We start from the raw sequence: 21,810 nt of genomic DNA, 5'->3' as shown, positions 1-21,810 counted from the left end.
TTCCTCCAAATTAAAATCCTTGAGTTTTCTTCTTTATCTTCAAAAATTCCTGATAATTGTTTGTAAATGAGTGTGTTCTATCATTGTTAGAAACAAAATAAATATAATTTGTATTAGCAGGATTTAGCGCTGCCTCAATTGATGCCTTCCCTGGAGAACATATAGGTCCTTCTGGCATTCCATCCACTAAATAAGTATTATAATTAGATTTAATCTTCAAATCCTCATTAGATAGTTTATTTTTATGATGCCCAAGTGCATACTCTACTGTGGCACAAGATTGGAGCTTCATTTTAATTTTAAGTCTATTAAAAAATACGGAAGCAATTACTGGTCTATCCTTATCTATTTCCGCTTCTCTTTCAATAATAGACGCCATTATAATAGTTTGATCTATGTCACTTGCACTTTTATTTGTATTTTTTTCTGCTTCTTTTATTACTTCATTAAATCTCTTAATCATAGTATTAATTAAATCTTCTCCCTTTGTACCCTTTTTAAATTCATATGTATCTGGGAAAAGATAGCCTTCAACCTTATATTTTCTAGCATTATCATTTTTTATATAGCTAGGAATATTATAATTTTTACATGCATTAATAAAATCATCTTTTTTTATTAATCCTTTTTTGTCAAATAAACTAGCTATTTCATCTACATCGTATCCTTCTGGTATTGTAACCTTTACATAATCATTTGAGAAATTCCCTTGTGCTATATCTTGAAGGAACTTTTTCATGGATTCACCTTTTTTTATTGAATAAAGTCCCGGCTTTATATCACCGGGAACTTTATTATATTTAATGTAAGCTTTTAAAAACACTTTACTTTTAATTATATTATTTGATGCTAATCTATTTGTAACCGAATTAAGATTATCTCCATTCTTTACATAAAAACTAACATCATTTTTAACTTTAAAAGGATAATCCATGGAATGTTTAAAATATATAGCTGCTGTGCCAATTAATACTATAACCAAAAACAAAGATATATAAATTTTATTTTTCAAAATAGTTTTTAACTTCATATATTATCCATTCCTTTAAAAGCTATTTACTTTCTTTTTTTCTTACGTAAGTTTGTATCTAGTATTTGTTTTCTCATTCTTATGCTCTTTGGAGTAATCTCAACTAATTCATCTGATGCTATGAACTCAAGACATTTCTCTAAAGACATATCTGGAATAGGTACTAGTTTTAATGCATCGTCAGCTCCTGAAGATCTAGTATTAGAAAGATGTTTTTTCTTACAAACATTAACATCTATATCTTCAGCTCTTGAACATTCTCCAACTACCATTCCCTCGTAAACGTCAACTCCAGCACCAACAAATAATCTACCTCTTTCTTGAGCACTGTATAATCCGTAAACAACTGAAACTCCTGTCTCAAATACAACTATTGATCCTCTTGATCTTTCAGGAATATCTCCTCTAAATGGTTCATAGTCTACAAGTGTAGAGTTCATTATTCCATTTCCCTTTGTATCTGTCATGAATTCATTTCTAAATCCAATTAAACCTCTTGAAGGTATTTTGAATTCTAATCTTGTATAACCATTGACTGCTGAAGTCATGTTAACAAGTTCAGCTTTTCTAGGTCCAAGCTTTTCCATTACAACGCCCATGAATTCTTCAGGTACATCAATTGTAAGCTCTTCGATTGGCTCAAGCTTCTTGCCGTTTTCTTCTTTATATATTACAGATGGCTTAGATACTTGGAACTCGTATCCTTCTCTTCTCATAGTTTCGATTAGAATTGAAAGATGAAGTTCTCCTCTTCCACTTACCTTAAATTTATCTGCTGAATCTGTTTGTTCAACTTTTAAACTTACATTTGTTTCTAATTCTTTTTCAAGTCTATCTTTTAAATGTCTTGAAGTAACGAAATCACCTTCTCTACCTGCAAAAGGAGAATCATTTACCATGAAGAACATGCTTAATGTAGGCTCATCAATATCAACAAAAGGTAATGCTTCTGGATTTGATGAATCTGCAATAGTTTCTCCTATATTAACATCAGGAATTCCTGAAACTACAGCAATATCTCCAAATTTAACTTCATCAGCTTCTACTCTTTTAAGTCCTTCATAAGTAAATAAGCTTGATATTTTTACATTTTCTTTTGCTCCATCACGTCTGATTAAAACAGCTTGTTGGTTTTTCTTTATAGATCCTCTTTCTACTCTTCCAATTGCAATTCTACCAACATATTCATTTGAATCTATTGTAGAAACAAGCATTTGAAGTGGCTCATCAAGATATCCTTCTGGTGCTTTAACGTATTTAACGATTGTTTCAAAAAGTGGCTCCATTGAATCACTTTCATCTTCAACTTCAAGTTTAGCAATACCTGCCTTAGCAGAAGCATATACTACTGGAAAATCTAATTGATTTTCGTCTGCACCTAAATCTATAAATAAATCCAAAACTTCATCTACAACTTCTAAAGGTCTAGCATTTGGTTTATCTATTTTGTTTATTACAACTATTGGTTTAAGTTTAAGCTCTAATGCCTTTTTAAGTACGAATTTAGTTTGAGGCATAGGACCTTCAAATGCATCTACTAAAAGAAGTACACTATCTACCATTTTAAGTACACGTTCAACTTCTCCACCGAAATCAGCATGTCCTGGAGTATCTACTATATTTATTTTGATACCATCATGCATTAAAGATGTATTTTTAGAAAGTATAGTTATTCCTCTTTCTTTTTCTAAGTCATTAGAATCCATTACTCTTTCTTCTACTTTTTCATTTGCTCTAAAAACGTGGCTTTGTCTAAGTAAAGCGTCAACTAATGTAGTCTTACCATGGTCAACGTGGGCTATTATAGCAATATTTCTTAAGTCTTTTCTACTAATTTTTTCCATTTCTCTTCCTCCGTATATTTCACATCTGCGTGAAATCATAAATAAAAATTGGACACGTAAAGCATCCAATTTTCTAGTAACAATTAATATTTTAATATTAAGTATTTAAAAAGTCAATGTACTTAATCTTAAGTAAACTATTTCATAAAAAATATTTATATAAAATTCCTATGACTTTTTAAAAAACTCAATTTATACTTCCATTATTATAGGGAGTATCATAGGCTTCCTCTTTGTTCTCTCATAAAGGAATATCCTTAATACATCCTTTATGTTTGATTTTATAGTTGCCCATTCAGTAATATGCTTCTCTTCACATTCTAGAAGCGCTGTTTTCACAATTTCCTTTGACTCTTCCATTAAGTCTTCTGATTCTCTTACATATACGAAACCTCTTGAAATTATGTCAGGTCCTGCGATAACAGTACCGCTTACTTTTTCTATAGTAACAACTACTGTTACTATTCCATCCTGTGAAAGATGCTTTCTATCTCTTAAAACTATATTACCTACATCACCTACACCAAGACCATCTACAAATACTTTTCCAGCAACAACTGTATCGGTTTTTCTTATGCTATTTCTTGTTAATTCTATAACACCACCGATTTCTGGAATTACAACATTTGATTTTGACATTCCAAGATTGGTTGCCAATTCTTTATGCTGCTTTAAGTGTCTGTATTCACCATGAACTGGAATAAAAAATCTAGGTTTAATAAGCGTATGCATTAATTTTAATTCTTCTTGACATGCATGACCTGATACATGTACATCTGCCAACGCTTCATAAATAACTTCTGCACCCTTTTTAAATAATTGATTTATAACTCGTGAAACTAATTTTTCATTTCCAGGAATAGGGTTAGCTGATATTACTACCATATCACCTTCCTGTATTTTTACTTTTTTATGTTCCTGAGCTGCCATCCTTGTAAGTGCAGACATTGGCTCTCCTTGGCTTCCTGTAGTTATTATAACTATCTTGTTGTCAGCATACCTATTTATAGCATCAATGCCTATAAGTACACCCTCCTTAACCTTTAAATAGCCAAGTTCAATAGCAACAGCTACTATATTTTCCATACTTCTACCTGAAACAGCCACTTTTCTATTATAGCGTTCTGCTGCCTCAACTATTTGTTGTATTCTGTGAATATTAGATGCAAAAGTTGCAACTATAATTCTTCCTTTGGCTTTTGTAAATACAGTGTTAAATGTTTCTCCCACTGTAGTCTCTGACATAGTATATCCTGCTCTTTCTACGTTTGTGCTATCGCACATCATAGCAAGAACTCCTCTTTTTCCAAGCTCTGCAAATCTTGCAAAATCAGCTACACATCCATCTATAGGAGTATAATCCACCTTAAAATCTCCTGTGTGAAGAACAACTCCCATCGGTGTATGTATTGCTATAGCTACAGAATCAGCAATGCTGTGACTTTGTCTTATGAACTCAATAGACATACTAGTGAGTTTTATAATATCTCTAGGTTTCACTACCTTTAAATCAACCTTACTTAGCAAATTATGCTCTTTAAGTTTAGTTTCAACAATTCCAATAGTAAGTTTAGTACCATATACTGGAACATTTAACTCTTTTAAAACATAAGGAAGCGCTCCAATATGATCTTCATGTCCATGAGTCAAAAATATTCCCTTTACCTTTTCCCTATTTTTTATTAAATAAGTTACATCAGGTATTACTAAATCTATACCGAACATTTCTTCATCTGGAAAACTAAGACCGCAATCTATAACAGCTATCTCATCTCTATATTCTATAACTGTAAGATTTTTTCCTATTTCATCCACCCCACCTAGAGGTATTATTTTAATTTTATCCTTTTCTCTTCGCATTATATACTACCCTCCTTCTTTCCCTAAATTAATTTAATTTTATATTTAAACTACAAATATTTATTTATAGTTTTTTTCTACATTCACTGCATATTCCATAAAATTTAACGCTGTGATTTTTTATTAAGAAATGGTACTTTCCCTCTATAGATTCTTCAAGTTCATCAAGTAAATCACCTTCAACTTCTATTACTTTACCACAAGAAGTACATATAAGATGGTGATGTTGATGATGCTCGTTTTCGTGTACCAATTCATATCTACTTAAACCATCATTTAAATCTAGCTTACTTATAACTCCCAGTTCATCTAAAAGTTGAACTGTTCTATAAACAGTTGCTAAACCAATTTCAGGACACTCTACTTTTACTAAATCATACAGTTCTTCAACCGTAAGGTGTTTTCCCTCATTATTAATTATGATATCCAAAACGGCTCTCCTTTGAGGAGTAAGCTTATATCCTTTATCTTTAAGATTATTTTTCAACTTTTCTATTTCTAAAGGAGATAATTTTGCCATCTTACATACCTCCCATTCCTATAAAATTTTAATTAGTATCATCTTCTGAAAATAACGTTTCATAAGCTTCACTTACCATGTTAAATTCATCATCATCCTCTACTGACACTAATACGTCTTCATCATTATCATCTTTATCTATTCTAAGAATTATTGCTTCAGAATCCTCTGCTTCTTCTGGAACAACAACTACATATTCTTTGTTCTCTATATCCATTTTAGTTACTACTTGAAATTTTCTTTCTATGCCATCTTCATCTATAAGTGTTATTTCTGTTACATCATTATCCATGAAACTAAACCTCCAGTACATTTTAGAGTTACCTTTTAATTTTGTCAATATGCATAATGTAATAAATTCCTAGTATTGTGATTTATAAAATATTCTATCTTTTTGATTTTCCTAGAATACTTTACAAATCACAATGCACTAATATTTTACATTATACACAGCCTAAATACTATCTAAATATCCTTGAAGTATGTATGTAGCTGCAATCTTATCAACTAATTTTTTTCTTTTTTTTCTTGAAAGATCAGCCTCAAGCATTGCCCTATTTGCTGCTACCGTCGTAAGTCTTTCATCCCACATTTTTATTGGCAAATCTATATTTTCTTTAATAACTTCACAAAACTGAAGTACTTTCTCGCTTTGAAATCCAATAGTACCATTCATATTTTTAGGAAGACCACATACTATAGTATCTACTTCATACTTTTGACATATTTCTTTTAAATCTTTTATATCTTGCTCTTCATTTTTTCTACGTATAGTAGTTATACCTTGAGCTGTATATCCAAGCGGATCGCTAACAGCAACTCCTATTGTCTTGTTTCCAACATCAATGCCCAGTATCCTCATACAAATCTCCTTTTGTTTATTAAATACACTTAAATTAAAATAAAAATGCTCCTAAGAGCACTTTTATTTTATACCAAGATATGATTTTAATACTTCTTCTAGTATTTCATCTCTCTCTAGCTTTCTTACCAAAGCACGTGCACCATTATAGTTGGTTATGTAAGTAGGATCTCCTGATATTAAATATCCAACCAATTGATTAATAGGATTGTAACCTTTTTCCTTTAATGAATTATAGACTTCATTTAATATTTCTTTTGTTAGATCTTCTTTATTTTTTAAAACATCAAATTCAATTGTATTATCGTTACTTTCACTCCCCAATTTACAATCACCCCTTTTTATTTAGTGAAAATATTTTACTAAAATATACTATATATTATAAAGCATATTATAATAATTGTATACTACTTTACTAATTTTTCCATAATTTTTTCTACTTCTTTTAATGCAGTTTCTACTTTTTCTACATCTTTTCCTCCGGCTTGAGCCATGTCTGGTCTTCCTCCGCCGTTTCCACCACAAATAGAAGCAACCTCTTTTACTATTTTACCACAGTGAACACCTTTTTTCACTGCTTCTTTTGAAGCCATAGCTACAAACTGTACTTTTTCTCCTTCTGTACTTGCTAAGAGAACAATGCCATCTCCAATTTTACTTCTAACCTTATCACATAACTCTCTTAAGGTATCTCCACTTACTCCTTTAACTTCCGAAGCAACATATTTAACACCTTTAATTTCAGCTGCAGAATCTATTATACTATCTTCGAAGCCTGAAGCCAATTTTCCTTTAAGAGTATTTATTTCTTTTTCTTTTTCTTTTAATTCACTATGACATTGATTTATTTTATTTAGTATATCCTTTTTAGAACATTTTAGTTCTTGTTCTATACTTTTTATAAGCTTATCATTTTCTTCAGTAAATCTTATAGCTGCTCTTCCTGTTATAGCCTCTATTCTTCTTACTCCAGCTGCTACTCCAGCCTCTGATATTATCTTAAATAGACCTATTTCACCAGAGTTACCTACATGAGTACCTCCACACAATTCTTTACTGAAATCGCCAACAGATACTACTCTTACTTCATCTCCATATTTTTCATCGAATAAAGCCATAGCTCCTGTTTCTTTTGCTTTAGATGCAGACATTACATCTGTTCTAACATCATAAGCTTCCATTATTTCATTATTTACCATAGCTTCAACTTTTAGAATTTCCTCATCTGTAAGCGCTGTAAAATGAGTAAAGTCAAATCTCAATCTTTCATCATCTACATATGAACCAGATTGATTTATATGTGATCCCACAACTTTTTTAAGTGCTGCTTGAAGCATATGTGTAGCTGTATGGTTTTTACATATATCTTTTCTCTTTCTTGAATTAACCTCAAGAGTAACATTTTCATTCTTTTCTATAGAACCTTTTATAACTTTAACTATATGTAAAGTCTTACCTGATATATTATTCTTACAGTCTACAACTTTAGCTTCTCCATTTTTGCCAATAATTATACCTTTATCACCTATCTGTCCACCCATCTCTGCATAGAATGGAGTTTTACCTGTTAAAATGATTCCACTTTCACCTTCTTTAATTGCGGAAACAAATTCATCATCTTTAACTAAAATCTCAATTTGTGAATCAACTTTTGTTGAAGTATATCCTACAAATTCAGTTGTGATTTCTTCAGGTAATTTATCAACTATTTTTATATCTTTTCCCATATAGTTTGATTCTTCTCTAGCATCTCTTGCTCTATTTTTTTGCTTTTCCATTTCACTATGGAAGTCATCCATATCAATTTCAATGCCTTTTTCCTCTAAAATTTCCTCTGTAAGCTCTATAGGGAAACCATAAGTATCATATAATCTAAAGGCTTTTTCGCCTGACATTATCTTTTTATTTTGAAGCGACAATTCATCTATATAATTCTTTAATATTTCCATGCCACTGTCAAGTGTTTCATCAAACCTTTTTTCCTCTATTTCTATAACATTCTTAATGTAATCTTGTTTTTCCTCCAATTCTTTATAAGCACCTTTAGAATTTTTTATAACAACATCACACAAGCTACATAAAAAAGTTTTGTCTATGCCTAAAGTCTTACCATGTCTAGCTGCTCTTCTAAGTAATCTTCTAAGTACATATCCTCTTCCCTCATTGGATGGCAATATTCCATCACTTATCATAAATGTAACACTTCTTACATGGTCAGTTATAATTCTAAGGGAAATATCCTTTTTATGGTCCTCTCCGTATTTTACATTGCAAATTTTGCATACAGAGTTTAGTACTTCTTTTATAGTATCAATTTCAAATATACTATCTGTATTTTGCATTATAGTTGCAATTCTTTCAAGACCCATACCTGTATCTATATTAGGATTTTTAAGTTTATTATAGTTTCCAGCATCATCTCTGTCAAATTGAGTGAAAACTAAATTCCAAAATTCAATTACTTCGTCTTTATCCTGAAGCTCTATAAATTTTTCTTTGGTTGTTATAAGTTCAGGTTTTTCTCTTCTATCAAAATGCATTTCTGAACATGGGCCACATGGACCTGAACCGTGCTCCCAGAAATTATCCTCTTTTCCCAATCTAAATATTCTGTTTGCATCAACACCTGCTTTTTCAGTCCAAATCTTAAATGCTTCATCATCATCAAGATAAATTGTTATATATATTCTATCCTTAGGGAATTTTAGAACCTCAGTTATGTATTCAAACGCCCATGGAATTACTTCATTTTTAAAGTAGTCTCCAAAAGAAAAATTTCCAAGCATCTCAAAAAAAGTACCATGTCTTGAAGTCTTTCCGATATTCTCAATATCTCCAGTTCTTATACATTTTTGACATGTTGTAACTCTTGTTTTAGGTGGAGTTTGAAGTCCAGTAAAGTAAGGTTTAAGCGGTGCCATACCCGCATTTATAAGTAAAAGACTCTTATCATTCTTCGGTATTAACGAAAAACTTGGAAGTCTTAAATGTCCTTTTTTCTCAAAAAAGCTTAAATAGCTTTCTCTAATTTCATTTAATCCCATGTGTTCCATAATCAAATCTCCTCCAGTTTAATAGTTTATCAAACAAAAAAAGCCCTCTTCCCCAAAAATAAAGGGACGAAAGCTGTTATTCCGCGGTACCACCCTAATTACACTAAAATAAAGTGCCTCTCTTAAAAAAAGCTCAAAGACAGCTTCAAATCATAACATAGGAAGTTTTCACCGACCACTTCTTCTCTAAATATGTACTCTGATTCTACTAATTCTTATCATCACTTTTGTATAAACCAATATAAATATTATAATTAATAGTTGTATGGATGTCAAGTAGTGTAATGCATAAAGTACTTACATTATGCGGCATAAAATATTCCTACCTTATAGGTTCGACCTTAGAATCTTTTATGCCTCAGAATGTCTAGTACTTTTGCATTACACAGGTCTCTACATAAGTACTTACATTATGTGGCATAAAATATTCCTACCCTATAGGTTCGACCTTAGAATCTTTTATGCCTCAAAATGTTTAGTACTTTCCAATTACACAGGTCTCTACATAAGTACTTACATTATGTGGCATAAAATATTCCTACCCTATAGGTTCGACCTTAGAATCTTTTATGCCTCAAAATGTTTAGTACTTTCCAATTACACAGGTCTCTACATAAACACTTACACCATATATCTTAAAATATTCCTGCCCATAGGTTTAAAAAAGATAATAATTCAAATCCTCATAAACCACTTTTATTATTACACCCAAAGGTATAGCAAGTATCATTCCCCAAAAGCCAGCAATTTTTTCTCCTGCTATAAGCAATATAATTACAATTAATGGATGTATATCAATAGAATCACTAGTTATTTTAGGCGCTATTATGTTACCCTCTATTATTTGAACTACATATAGACATACTGTGGTATATATACCTACCTTAGTTGATTTTAAAAATGCTATTATAACTGCTGGAAGGGCTCCAAATATAGGTCCAAAATAAGGTACTATATTAAGTAAACCATTTATAATTGATAATATTATTGGGTAATCCACATCAAAAACTATGAGAATAATAAATGTAAGAATTCCAACAAATGTACTTAAGATTATCTGCGTTACATTATATTTACTTAAAACATTATCTACATCATTCATTATTTTCTTAACGAGTTTTCTATAGTTCAGCGGAAATATTACAAGTATTTTGTTGCTTATATTGTCTCCATCAGCTAAGAAATAATATGCTATTATAGGTACTATAGCAATATCCACTATGTTTTTTCCAAAGCTTACAACAAAATTAAATAATTTAGAAACTATTTCTCTCAGTTCATTATTAAATTTTGAATATATTGTAACTATAAGTGTTTCTCCTGCTACTCCCTTAAGTGTATACTTTAATTTCTTGTTCAAGAAGTCTATATAGTACTGTATTTCATGTTTAGTTATATTAATATTAAGTGTTTCTTTGACTATGGACGGAACTAAAAAAAACATAAACACTATACAAACTAATGTTAAGCTTCCTAGTAAAAAAGCTGCTGATTTTCTACTGCTTACTCCCTTTCTCACAATATATCTATGAAAAGGCTTAATTGTATAAGCTATCAAAAATGAAACTATGATAATATACATAATCTCACTTAAAATTTTTACCTTTTTAAACAAAAAATAAATTAAAACATATGCCAAAATAAAAGCAATAACTAAAATAATGTATTTATATATTTTTTTCATCTTCATCATCTTCCATTGAAATTGAATGAAACAATCTCACAAAATTAAGTTTTTTATCCTCAGTAAAACAAAATAAAGTTTCCTTACCGAGCATATAATTTCCTTCCAATATGACTTTCTTACCTGAAACTAAATTAGCAAAAAATCCCCTTGATACAATGATTCCTTTTATCTTAAAATTTTTTTCATCAAATATTATTTCTTCAACCATTCCTAAAATAGTTCCATCATTATTTACAACATCCATGTTTCTTATATTATTAAACTCTATATAGGTACCCTTATATTCTTCAAATTTTACAATCATCTTAGAATTAAAGCTCACTAAATTTTCTCTTGAAATACAACATTTCTTATTGAATAATTTTCCTTTATTAATTTTAAAACCAATTACAAACCCAGAATTAAAATTTAATATAATATCATCAACTATTCCTATTTTTTTCCCTTCTGTAGAATATACGTCTGCATTGATAAATTTTTTACTTCTAATCATATAACATCACCATAAGGTTATTATGCATATTTTTCTTTTTAATATACTTAAATATATACAAAAAAACAAAATACCCCTATGTTTAACTCATGTACAACTGTTAAACATAGGGGAAAACTCACTACTCATTGATCTCATTTTTAATAGAATTATAATCATCCACCATATCCTTTAATGTTATGGTCTTAGTTACATTATCTATACTTTCCTTTATCTTAACCCATAAAAGACGTGTAACACAGTAATCACTATTATTACAGTTATCACTCTCTACGCAGTCTGAAATCTCTATAGGACCTTCAAGAACATCAAAAATATTTGATATATAAATATCCTTAGGCTCTTTTGACAAAACATATCCACCTTGAGAACCTCTTATACTTTTAATTAAATTAGCTTTTCTAAGTGGAACAAATAACTGCTCTAAATATGATTCCGATATTTTTTGTCTCTCTGATATGCTTTTTATTGAAACTGGATCTTCGCCGTAATGAATAGCTAAATCTACCATTGCTTTAACGCCATATCGACCTTTAGTAGATAATTTCATTAACTCACTTCCTTAATTCCGACTATTTTACTCTACTTTGTAATATTATAATATCAAATGCTGGTTGTCTTGTCAATTGAGCACGTAACAATAAAGGTACCAGTTCACTAAAACTGATACCTTTATTTTATCTACCCTCTAAGAGATGTTTCTCCCATAAGATATTCATCTATTGCCTTTGCTGCCCCTCTTCCCTCATGCATAGCCCATACCACAAGAGATTGTCCCTTTCTCATATCACCTGCCGCAAAAACATTATCATGGCTTGTCATAAAGTTTTCATCTGTAAAAACATTTCCTCTTTGATCTAATTTTAGATTTAAATCTTCAACTATACCTTTATGCTGTGGATGCAAAAATCCCATAGCTATAAGAATCAAATCTACTTTTTGTTCAAATTCAGAACCTTCTACCTCTTTCATAGACATTCTTCCATTTTCGTCTTTTTCCCACTTAACTTTAACTCCCTTAAGAGACTCTAATTTACCGTCCTTTCCCTTAAGCTCTTTAGTGGATACGCAAAATAATCTTTCACAACCTTCTTCATGAGATGTAGTTGTCTTAAACACTCTAGGAAATAGTGGCCAAGGCATAGTATCGTCTCTTTCAGTAGGAGGCTTAGGCATTATTTCATATTGATACACTGCCTTAGCTCCCTGCCTTATTGCTGTACCTATACAATCAGAACCGGTATCTCCACCACCTACTACTACAACAATTTTATCCTTTGCAGTTATTTCTTCTTCCTCTATTTTAGTTTCTGAGTTTCTCATATTTTGCTGCTTTAAATAGTCAACTGCAAAATAAACTCCCTTATAATCATCTCTTCCTTTAACCTTAAGATCTCTAGGAATAGTAGACCCTCCTGTAAGCAGAACTACATCAAATTCTTTCACTACCTCTTGTGTACTTACATTAAAGCCAACGTTACTTGAAGTCTTAAACTGTATTCCTGACTTTTCCATAACATCAATTCTTCTATCTATTACATGCTTTTCAAGCTTAAAGTCTGGAATACCGTATCTTAAAAGGCCTCCAACTTTATCTGCTCTTTCAAAAACAACAACACTATGTCCTACAGAATTAAGTTCAATAGCTGCTGCAAGTCCTGAAGGTCCTGAACCTATAACCGCAACTCTTTTACCTGTTCTAACCTTTGGAATATTAGGCTTTACCCATCCCTTTTCAAACGCTTCTTCAATAATTCCAAGCTCTATTTCTTTTATTGATACAGCATCCGAATTATCTCCTAAAGTACATGAACCTTCACATAAAGCTGGGCAAACTCTTCCCGTAAATTCAGGTAAGCTGCTTGTTAATGATATTCTTTCATAAGCTTTTTTCCATTCATCCCTGTAGACCATATCATTAAAATCAGGCATTAAATTTCCAAGAGGACATCCCCATGAACAAAATGGAGTTCCACATTCCATACATCTTGCACCCTGCACCTTTAATTTATCATTACTTAATCTTACATGAACATCTTTATAATCCTTTATTCTTTCTTCTATAGGACGAGAGGCAGAAACCTCTCTATTGTATTCTTTAAATCCGGTTACCTTTCCCATGTTAAAGCCCCCTTACATATTAACTTCAGCAGATTTTTGTTTTGCTTTTTCTATTATAAGCTTATATGCTGTTGGAATAACCTTTTTAAATTTCTTCTTGTATTCGCCCCAATTATCCAATATAGCTTTAGCCTTAACACTATCAGTGTACTCATAATGTTCTTTTATTAAGCCATATAAAACTTTCTCGTCATAAGCATCATAATCATTAGTAATTTCAAGCATTTCTCCCTTGCACTTTTCTTCAAAATCACCTTTTGTATCAAGAACAAATGCTGTACCACCGCTCATACCAGCTCCAAAGTTTCTACCTGTTTCTCCAATAACTACGATAGTTCCTCCAGTCATGTATTCACAACAGTGATCTCCTGTACCCTCTGCTACTGCATATGCTCCACTGTTTCTTACTGCAAAACGTTCTCCAACCATTCCATTTATGAATAATTTTCCACTTGTTGCTCCATATAAAACAGTATTTCCTGCTATAACATTCTCATCCTGTTTGTAGCTTGCCTTTTTAGGTGTTTTTATGGCTATTTTAGCTCCTGATAAGCTCTTTCCAACATAATCATTAGCTTCACCTTCAAGCATCAGTGTAATACCTTTCATTCCAAAGGCTCCAAAACTTTGACCTGCTGAACCATAGAAATTCAAGCATATAGTATCCTCTGAAAGTCCTTTTTCACCATAAAGCTTTGCTACTTTACCACTTAGCATAGCACCCACAGATCTATCTACATTCTTAATTTCAAAGTTAGCAACCACTTTCTTTCCTTCGTTTAAGGCATCCTTTGATATTTGAATTAATTTATAATCCATTATTTTATCTAAACCATGCTCCTGTGCTACTGTGCAATATGGTTTTATTCTTTTTGGCATATCTGGCTTGTATAATATTTTAGAAAGATCGATTCCTTTAGCCTTCCAGTGACTTACTGCATCTTTTTCTTCTATTTTATCTACTCTTCCAACCATTTCATTTATCGTTCTAAATCCAAGCTGTGCCATATATTCTCTTACTTCCTGAGCAATAAATGTAAGGAAGTTTATAACATATTCTGGTTTTCCTTTAAATCTCTTTCTAAGCTCAGGATCTTGAGTTGCAATTCCCATTTCACAAGTATTTAAATGGCAATTTCTAAGCATAACACAGCCTAAAGATACAAGTATTGTTGATGCAAATACAAATTCCTCTGCTCCAAGAAGTGCTGCTATTACAACATCTCTACCTGTTTTTAATTGTCCATCTGTTTGAAGCACTACTCTACTTCTTAAGTTATTTAAAAGTAATACCTGTTGAGCTTCAGATAATCCAAGCTCCCATGGAATTCCTGCATGCTTTATTGATGATACTGGTGATGCTCCAGTACCCCCATCATGTCCACTTATAAGTATTGAATCTGCATGTGCCTTTGCAACACCTGCTGCTACAGTTCCAACGCCAACCTCAGAAACAAGCTTAACACTTATTCTAGATGAAGGATTTACACATTTCAAATCAAATATAAGTTGAGCTAAATCTTCAATTGAGTATATATCATGGTGTGGTGGTGGTGAAATAAGATCGATTCCTGGCGTAGAATGTCTTACTTTTGCTATATTTACGTCTACCTTTCTTCCTGGAAGCTGACCACCTTCACCTGGTTTTGCTCCTTGTGCCATTTTTATTTGAAGCTCATCAGCGTTTACTAAATATTCCGCAGTTACTCCAAATCTAGCAGAAGCTATTTGCTTTATAGCACTTCTTCTTAAATCTCCATTAGCGTCCGCCTTATACCTTTCGTTGTCTTCCCCACCTTCTCCACTGTTGCTTTTTCCGCCTATTCTATTCATAGCTATGGCTATAGTTTCATGGGCTTCTTTACTTATGGAACCAAAAGACATTGCCCCTGATGAAAATCTTTTTAATATTTCACTTACAGGTTCTACCTCATCTAATGGTATAGGCTTAAGGTTCTTAAATTTAAATAAGCCTCTTATAGTACAAAGATTTTTATCCTGATTATTTATGATATCAGAATACTCTTTAAATATTTTGTAATTGCCAGTTCTAGCGGAAGCTTGAAGTCTATATATAGTATCTGGATTAAATAAATGGTACTCTCCATTTTTTCTCCATGCATATTGTCCTCCACTACTTAAAACTGATACTGGTTTTCTTATTTTATTAAAGGCATTCTTATATCTATTTAATGTTTCCTTTGCTACTTCTTCTAATCCTATTCCTTCAATTCTAGAGGGAGTTCCTTCAAAATATTTATTTACAAGCTTACTGTTAAGCCCCACTGCTTCAAAAATCTCAGCACCATGATAGCTTCTTATAGTTGATATTCCCATTTTGGATAATATCTTTAATATTCCATGATTTATAGCATAAATATAGTTATCTATAGCTTTATCTACACTACAAACCTCTATATCTTTTTCTTTTATTAATTGTTTTATAGAATCAAAAGCAATATAAGGATTAACTGCTGTTGCACCATAACCAACTAAAAGTGCAAAATGCATAGTTTCTCTTGCTTCTCCAGTTTCAACTATAATAGATACTTTTGTACGGGTTTTTTCTTTTATTAAATGATGCTGAACAGCACTTAATGCAAGCAAACTAGGTATAGCTGCCTCATAAGAATCTATGTGCTTATCACTTAATACAATTATATTAAAGCCTTCTTTAATTCTCTTCGATGCTCTTTCACAAATTTTATCAAGAGCTTCTTTAAACCCATCAATACCCGTGTCATACTTAAAGGTAATAGGTATGGTTGTTGTTTTAAAATCTTTATTTCTAAGATTCTTAACCTTTTCCATCTGAATATCTGTTAAAATAGGAGAATCTATCTCTATAAAAGGAACATTTTCTGCATTCTTATTTAATATATTTCCTTGAGAACCTATATAGTTTACAAGAGATGTTACCATTTCCTCACGTATAGGGTCTATTGGTGGATTAGTTACCTGTGCAAATAATTGTTTGAAATACGCAAAAAGCAGTTGTGATTTATTTGAAAGAACCGCTAAAGGTGCGTCATTTCCCATTGATCCTATAGGTTCCTTTGCGTCTTTTGCCATAGGTGCAAGTATTACTTTTAAATCTTCAAGAGTATATCCAAAGGCTTGTTGTTTTTCCTTAAGCACCTCATCGTTTATTGTCTCGTCTAGAGCTACTCCCTCAAAGTCATCTAAAGTAAACTTATTTTCCTTTACTATTTTTTCATAATCCTTATTTAAACAAATTGACTTTTTTACTTCCTCATCATCAATTATTCTTCCTTCTTTTGTATCTATAAGGAACATCTTCCCTGGCTGAAGTCTTCCTTTATAAGCTATTTCTTCTGGTTCGAATTTTAATACTCCTGCCTCTGATGCCAAAACTGCTATATTATTTTTAGTAATAAAGTATCTTGCAGGTCTAAGTCCGTTTCTATCTAAAACCGCTCCAACTTGTACACCATCTGTAAACGCAACAGCAGCTGGACCGTCCCAAGGTTCAATTAAAGTTCCCTGATATTCGTAAAAAGCTCTTTTCCACTTCTCCATATCTTCATTGTTTTCCCAAGCTTCAGGAATTAGCATCATAAGCGCTTCAGAAAGTGGTCTTCCATCTGCAACTAACAATTCAAAGGTATTATCTAAAGAAGTTGAATCGCTGCCCTTTGGATTAACTACTGGGAACAAATCGGAAATATTATTTTCAAAAACTTCTGACTTTAATACACCCTCACGAGCGTTCATCCAATTTCTGTTTCCTCTTATAGTATTTATTTCACCATTGTGAGCCAAAAACCTAAATGGTTGTGCTAAATCCCAAGTAGGAAAAGTATTAGTACTATATCTTTGATGAACTAAAGCAATAGCACTTTTAAAATTTATATCATTTAAATCCATATAAAAGCTCTTTATTTGATCTGCTAATAAAAGGCCCTTATAAACTATTGTTCTACTTGAAAGACTACATATATAAAAATATTCCGATCCTCTCTCTACAAGTCTCTTAACTTCACTTTCAGCTCTTTTTCTTATTATATAAAGCTTTCTTTCAAAATCGATTTGATTTTCAGCTGTGCTTCCTATAAATATTTGCTTTATAACAGGCTCACTGCCTTTAGCAGTTTCCCCAATAGACCTGTTATCTCTTGGTACAACTCTCCATCCTAAAACCTTTTGCCCCTGTTCTTCTACTGCCCTTTCAAATATCCCTTCACATTGATATGATAATGCTGTTTCCTTAGGTAAAAAAACCATTCCTACTGCATATTTACCATCCTCTGGAAGCTCTATTCCTAAATTGTCGCAGTTAATTTTAAAAAACTCATGTGGTATTTGAAGCATAATTCCCGCTCCATCACCTGTTTTAGTATCCGCACCAACAGCACCTCTGTGTGTCAAGTTCACAAGAATTTCTATACCTTTTTTTACTATATCATGACTTTTTTCACCTTTGATGCTGGCAATAAAGCCAATTCCACAATTATCCTTTTCAAAAGCAGGATCATATAATCCTTGCTTTTCAGGATACCCAACTTTTCTTGTCATTTTTTAGCCCCCAATTCCATCATTATTGATAAATTTATATTGTAAAAAAAACTAATTTTTCAACAAATTACAATATAAATTATATAATCTTTTAAAAATTACTGTTATTAAATATTATAATGATAAAATGAAATTTTTCAATACTAAACTTGCATTTTTAGCAATCTGCCCAAAATTTTTCTAATTTTTTTTCAATTTCTAAATTTTCCTTACTTATTATGGCCTTTTCCCACTCACATGGCATAAGCTTTCTATAATTATAGGTTGCAAATCTTTCATCCAAAAGCATAATTGCCCCCTTGTCATTTTCGGAGCGTATTACCCTCCCTGCAGCTTGAAGGACTTTATTCATTCCTGGATACATATATGAATATTCATAACCTAAATTATTCTTAGAATTAAAATATTTCTTTATCATGTCTCTTTCTAAACAAATCATAGGTAGTCCAACACCAACTACCACAGCTCCTATGAGTTTTTCACCCTTAAGATCAATTCCTTCTGAAAATATACCACCCAGTACACAAAAGCCTATAACTCCTTCATCTTCTACTTTATCAAAGCTAGCTAAAAATTCATTTTTTTCTATTTCATTCATATTGCTTTCTTGTATTATAGTATTATAGCCTTTTATATCACTAAATCTATCGTATATATCTCTCATATATTTATATGAAGGAAAAAACACCATATAATTACCCCTTTTTCCTTTTACAAAAGATTTTATATACTGTACTACTGAATCGTAGTTCTTTTCCCTATACTGATATTTAGTAGAAATATTTCTTGCAATAAATATCACTCTATTGTCTTCTGAAAAAGGAGAATTAAAGGTAACGTTATAATCCCCTTCCTCTGCTCCAAGTATTTCCCTAAAATAATTCATAGGACTAAGGGTAGCCGAAAAGAACACAGCGCTTATACCTTTTTCAGCTATTCCCTTAATAAACTTAGAAGGATCTAGGCAAAACAGTTTTATTTTAAAATCTTTAGACACCTTTTCTCCATAAAAAATATAATTGTCACCATATAATTCATAGGTTTTTATAAATTTAAACGCCTCAAGATAAAACTCCTGAATCTCTTTATAAATTTCATGGTCTTTATTTTCAGCAATCCATTTTTCACATTTATTTAAAAACTTATAAACTGCCTTAGCTGCCTCTTCGTATTCCAATTCTTCATCAACAAAAAAACCTTTATCTTCACTCAACTTTTTCATTTTTACAAAGAATGTATTTATACTGTTTATACTTTTATATATGTAGTCTTTTTTTGATAAATTCTTTTTTATATACATAACCTTGCTCTTATAAAGCTCAGAAGAATACATTTCTCTAGCTCTATCCGGAAGATTATGCGCCTCATCTATTAAAAACACATAATTTCCCTTTGCGTCAGAAAAAAAGCTCTTTAAATATACAGAAGGATCAAACACATAATTATAATCACATATTATAAGATCACACAATGAAGTTATATCTAAAGATAATTCAAAAGGGCATACATTATATTTCTTTGCATAAAGCTCCACCTCTTCTTTTGTATAGGTATCTTCATTTTGGAGAATATCTTTAAGTGCAGCGTTTACCCTATCATAATGACCTTTTGCATAAACACATTCATCAGGATTACAATTAACTTCATCATTAAAGCATATTTTTTCCTTTGAAGTTAAAATTAAGGTTCTAAGTCTAAGTCCCTTCTCAGCCATAAGCTTTACTGCTGAAGCTGCCGATATTGCCGTAGTTCCCTTTGCCGTAAGATAAAATATTTTTTCAATTTCTTCTTCCTCTAATACTTTTATGGCAGGAAAAAGAGTTGAAATTGTTTTTCCTATTCCTGTGGGTGCCTTCACAAAAAGCTTTTTCTTCTGCCTAATGGTTCTATACACAGAAACTGCCAGCTCTCTTTGACCTTTTCTATAATTTTCAAAAGGAAATTCACATTTTTTTATAGCTTCTTTTCTTATTTCTTTCCATCCTATAGAATCCTTTGCCCAATAAACATACTTTTTAAGGTATGAAAAAAATTCCTTTTCAAGATAATCTACGGAAGCCTCTTTTTGAAGCACCTTAGTATCTTCATCTTCTATATTAAAATAAGTAAGGCTTACAGTTAACTCTTTAATATTATTCTCATTTGCATAAATATATCCGTAACATATTACCTGTGCCCAGTGAACCATGTTAAAGTTTTCATCAATGAGCTTAAGTTCTCTTCCTGTGCTTTTTATTTCATTTATAGTAACCTTATTTTCTTCTATAAAAAGTTCATCTGCTCTTCCTTCTATTACAAACTCCACATCTTCATATGATACTTCATATTTTAAAAATACCTCTGAGTCATAGGTATAGTTTTCCTTTTCCTTAGCTATTTTTTTGTTTTTGGCCTGAAGCTTTGAATGAATTTTAGTACCTTCCACTGCTCTAGAATTTCCACCTGTAAATCTATTATCTAAATCACCACATCTTAAAACAAACTCAACTAAATTTCTTACAGATATTTTTACTTTAACCTTTGAAGTTTCTTCCATTAACCCTTTATCCTCTCCCAATATTCTCTGCATTTTTCTTCTAGCTTATTTTTTCCATACTGATAATACCTTTTATTTTCAACATTCTTAGGTAGATATTTTTGCTCTACATAGTGATTTTCATAGTTATGGGGATACTTATAATCCTGCATCCTTCCTAATTTTTTTGCTCCTTCGTAATGTCCATCCTTTAAATAATCCGGTATACTTCCTATATTTACACTATCAAGATCACTTAAAGCACTATCAATAGCAGTAATTGCCGAATTAGACTTTGGAGAGGTTGCAAGAAGTATTACCGCCTCAGCTAGTGGAATTCTTGCCTCTGGAAGTCCCAGTTCTAAAGCAGCATCTGTACAAGCCTTCACTATTTGTATCGCTTGTGGGTAGGCTAAACCAATATCCTCCGCTGCTATTACAAGAAGCCTTCTTACTATAGATTTTAAATCTCCACCCTTTATAAGCATAGCAAGATAAAGTATCGCCGCATCAGCATCACTACCCCTTATGGATTTTTGAAAAGCACTTAAAATGTCATAATGATTATCACCATCTTTATCAAAATTTAATATATTCTTTTGGGTGCACTCCTTCATGGTATCTAAATCTATATATATCTCTCCGTTTTCATTTCTAGTTGTAGAATAAATAGCTATTTCAATTGAATTTAAGGTCTTTCTTACATCTCCGCCGCTGACGCTTACTGCATACTCTTTTGCCTCATCAGTTATATCAATCTTTACACTGGTAAGCTCTTCACTTATTAAACTGACAGCTCTATTAACTGCCCTTATTAGTTCTGAATTTTCAACAGGCTTAAACTCGAATATAGTAGAACGACTTAATATGGCATTGTACACATAAAAATATGGATTTTCAGTTGTACTAGCAATTAAAGTAATACTTCCATTTTCCATAAATTCAAGAAGTGATTGCTGCTGCTTTTTATTAAAGTTTTGTATTTCATCTAAATAAAGAAGCACCCCAGAGCGTCCCATAAGTGTATTTGTACTCTCCGTAATTTCTCTTACATCCTTAACTGATGCTGTAGTTGCATTTAATTTATAAAAGGTTTTATTGGTTCTTTTAGCTATTATATTGGCTACTGTAGTTTTTCCTGTACCTGGTGGTCCATAGAATATCATATTAGGTACTAGACTGCTTTTTAATATTCTATCCAATATTTTTCCTTCTCCAATTATATGCTTTTGCCCAAACACCTCTTTAAAATTTTGGGGTCTAATCCTATCTGCTAATGGTTTCAAAAC

General features: G+C 31.6%; 15 protein-coding genes and 1 other annotated feature. All 15 genes read right to left on the bottom strand.

Annotated elements, in window-relative coordinates; translation table 11 throughout:
• Positions 1-10: 10 nt before the first annotated feature.
• Positions 11-1,030 carry an endolytic transglycosylase MltG gene (gene mltG, locus CLFE_RS10675; protein ID WP_077892656.1) on the bottom strand — a complete coding sequence of 340 codons (1,020 nt, stop codon included), beginning with the start codon at positions 1,028-1,030 and terminating at the stop codon, positions 11-13.
• 26 nt (positions 1,031-1,056) lie between these two features.
• Positions 1,057-2,874, bottom strand: a complete 1,818-nt coding sequence (typA, locus tag CLFE_RS10670; protein ID WP_077832758.1) for a translational GTPase TypA — start codon at positions 2,872-2,874, stop codon at positions 1,057-1,059.
• A gap of 192 nt (positions 2,875-3,066) precedes the next feature.
• The gene (locus CLFE_RS10665; RefSeq protein ID WP_077832757.1) at positions 3,067-4,734 is read right to left on the bottom strand and encodes a ribonuclease J; all 1,668 of its coding nucleotides are present in this window, start codon (positions 4,732-4,734) and stop codon (positions 3,067-3,069) included.
• A 64-nt stretch (positions 4,735-4,798) separates the two neighbouring features.
• Positions 4,799-5,254, bottom strand: a complete 456-nt coding sequence (locus CLFE_RS10660; protein WP_077832756.1) for a Fur family transcriptional regulator — start codon at positions 5,252-5,254, stop codon at positions 4,799-4,801.
• A 28-nt stretch (positions 5,255-5,282) separates the two neighbouring features.
• Entirely contained in the window at positions 5,283-5,546 is a 264-nt protein-coding gene (locus CLFE_RS10655; RefSeq protein WP_077832755.1) for a DUF1292 domain-containing protein, read from the bottom strand.
• 162 nt (positions 5,547-5,708) lie between these two features.
• Positions 5,709-6,116 (bottom strand): Holliday junction resolvase RuvX, encoded by a 408-nt coding sequence (gene ruvX / locus CLFE_RS10650; protein ID WP_077832754.1) that lies wholly within the window; start codon positions 6,114-6,116, stop codon positions 5,709-5,711.
• Positions 6,117-6,179: 63 nt separating this feature from the next.
• Positions 6,180-6,440: an IreB family regulatory phosphoprotein gene (locus CLFE_RS10645; RefSeq protein ID WP_077832753.1), complete on the bottom strand. Its 261-nt coding sequence runs from the start codon at positions 6,438-6,440 to the stop codon at positions 6,180-6,182.
• A gap of 83 nt (positions 6,441-6,523) precedes the next feature.
• On the bottom strand, positions 6,524-9,169 hold the full coding sequence (alaS, locus tag CLFE_RS10640; RefSeq protein WP_077832752.1) for an alanine--tRNA ligase: 2,646 nt from the start codon (positions 9,167-9,169) through the stop codon (positions 6,524-6,526).
• 59 nt (positions 9,170-9,228) lie between these two features.
• Positions 9,229-9,400 (bottom strand) — a binding site (T-box leader).
• Positions 9,401-9,827: 427 nt separating this feature from the next.
• On the bottom strand, positions 9,828-10,853 hold the full coding sequence (locus CLFE_RS10635) for an AI-2E family transporter (RefSeq protein WP_077892657.1): 1,026 nt from the start codon (positions 10,851-10,853) through the stop codon (positions 9,828-9,830).
• Complete coding sequence (locus CLFE_RS10630; protein WP_077892658.1) at positions 10,837-11,349, bottom strand: PRC-barrel domain-containing protein; 513 nt, start codon at positions 11,347-11,349, stop codon at positions 10,837-10,839. The genes CLFE_RS10635 and CLFE_RS10630 overlap by 17 nt, the downstream gene beginning before the upstream one ends.
• A gap of 121 nt (positions 11,350-11,470) precedes the next feature.
• Complete coding sequence (locus CLFE_RS10625) at positions 11,471-11,899, bottom strand: RrF2 family transcriptional regulator (RefSeq protein ID WP_077851638.1); 429 nt, start codon at positions 11,897-11,899, stop codon at positions 11,471-11,473.
• Positions 11,900-12,030: 131 nt separating this feature from the next.
• Positions 12,031-13,470 (bottom strand): glutamate synthase subunit beta, encoded by a 1,440-nt coding sequence (locus CLFE_RS10620; RefSeq protein ID WP_077832748.1) that lies wholly within the window; start codon positions 13,468-13,470, stop codon positions 12,031-12,033.
• 12 nt (positions 13,471-13,482) lie between these two features.
• On the bottom strand, positions 13,483-18,006 hold the full coding sequence (gltB, locus tag CLFE_RS10615) for a glutamate synthase large subunit (protein ID WP_077892659.1): 4,524 nt from the start codon (positions 18,004-18,006) through the stop codon (positions 13,483-13,485).
• A gap of 157 nt (positions 18,007-18,163) precedes the next feature.
• Positions 18,164-20,575, bottom strand: a complete 2,412-nt coding sequence (locus CLFE_RS10610; RefSeq protein WP_250944765.1) for an ATP-dependent DNA helicase — start codon at positions 20,573-20,575, stop codon at positions 18,164-18,166.
• Positions 20,542-21,807, bottom strand: coding sequence for a replication-associated recombination protein A (locus CLFE_RS10605; protein ID WP_077892661.1), 1,266 nt, complete (start codon positions 21,805-21,807; stop codon positions 20,542-20,544). The genes CLFE_RS10610 and CLFE_RS10605 overlap by 34 nt, the downstream gene beginning before the upstream one ends.
• Positions 21,808-21,810 lie beyond the last annotated feature (3 nt).

The sequence above is a fragment of the Clostridium felsineum DSM 794 genome (genome assembly GCF_002006355.2).
Taxonomy (GTDB): domain Bacteria; phylum Bacillota; class Clostridia; order Clostridiales; family Clostridiaceae; genus Clostridium_S; species Clostridium_S felsineum.
This window is presented reverse-complemented; position numbering and strand designations above follow the sequence as displayed.

Coding starts and splice junctions, on each gene's coding strand:
- mltG (WP_077892656.1), bottom strand. CDS start 1,030: ATGAAGTTAAAAACTATTTTGAAAAATAAAATTTATATATCTTTGTTT.
- typA (WP_077832758.1), bottom strand. CDS start 2,874: ATGGAAAAAATTAGTAGAAAAGACTTAAGAAATATTGCTATAATAGCC.
- CLFE_RS10665 (WP_077832757.1), bottom strand. CDS start 4,734: ATGCGAAGAGAAAAGGATAAAATTAAAATAATACCTCTAGGTGGGGTG.
- CLFE_RS10660 (WP_077832756.1), bottom strand. CDS start 5,254: ATGGCAAAATTATCTCCTTTAGAAATAGAAAAGTTGAAAAATAATCTT.
- CLFE_RS10655 (WP_077832755.1), bottom strand. CDS start 5,546: ATGGATAATGATGTAACAGAAATAACACTTATAGATGAAGATGGCATA.
- ruvX (WP_077832754.1), bottom strand. CDS start 6,116: ATGAGGATACTGGGCATTGATGTTGGAAACAAGACAATAGGAGTTGCT.
- alaS (WP_077832752.1), bottom strand. CDS start 9,169: ATGGAACACATGGGATTAAATGAAATTAGAGAAAGCTATTTAAGCTTT.
- CLFE_RS10635 (WP_077892657.1), bottom strand. CDS start 10,853: ATGAAAAAAATATATAAATACATTATTTTAGTTATTGCTTTTATTTTG.
- CLFE_RS10630 (WP_077892658.1), bottom strand. CDS start 11,349: ATGATTAGAAGTAAAAAATTTATCAATGCAGACGTATATTCTACAGAA.
- CLFE_RS10625 (WP_077851638.1), bottom strand. CDS start 11,899: ATGAAATTATCTACTAAAGGTCGATATGGCGTTAAAGCAATGGTAGAT.
- CLFE_RS10620 (WP_077832748.1), bottom strand. CDS start 13,470: ATGGGAAAGGTAACCGGATTTAAAGAATACAATAGAGAGGTTTCTGCC.
- gltB (WP_077892659.1), bottom strand. CDS start 18,006: ATGACAAGAAAAGTTGGGTATCCTGAAAAGCAAGGATTATATGATCCT.
- CLFE_RS10610 (WP_250944765.1), bottom strand. CDS start 20,575: ATGCAGAGAATATTGGGAGAGGATAAAGGGTTAATGGAAGAAACTTCA.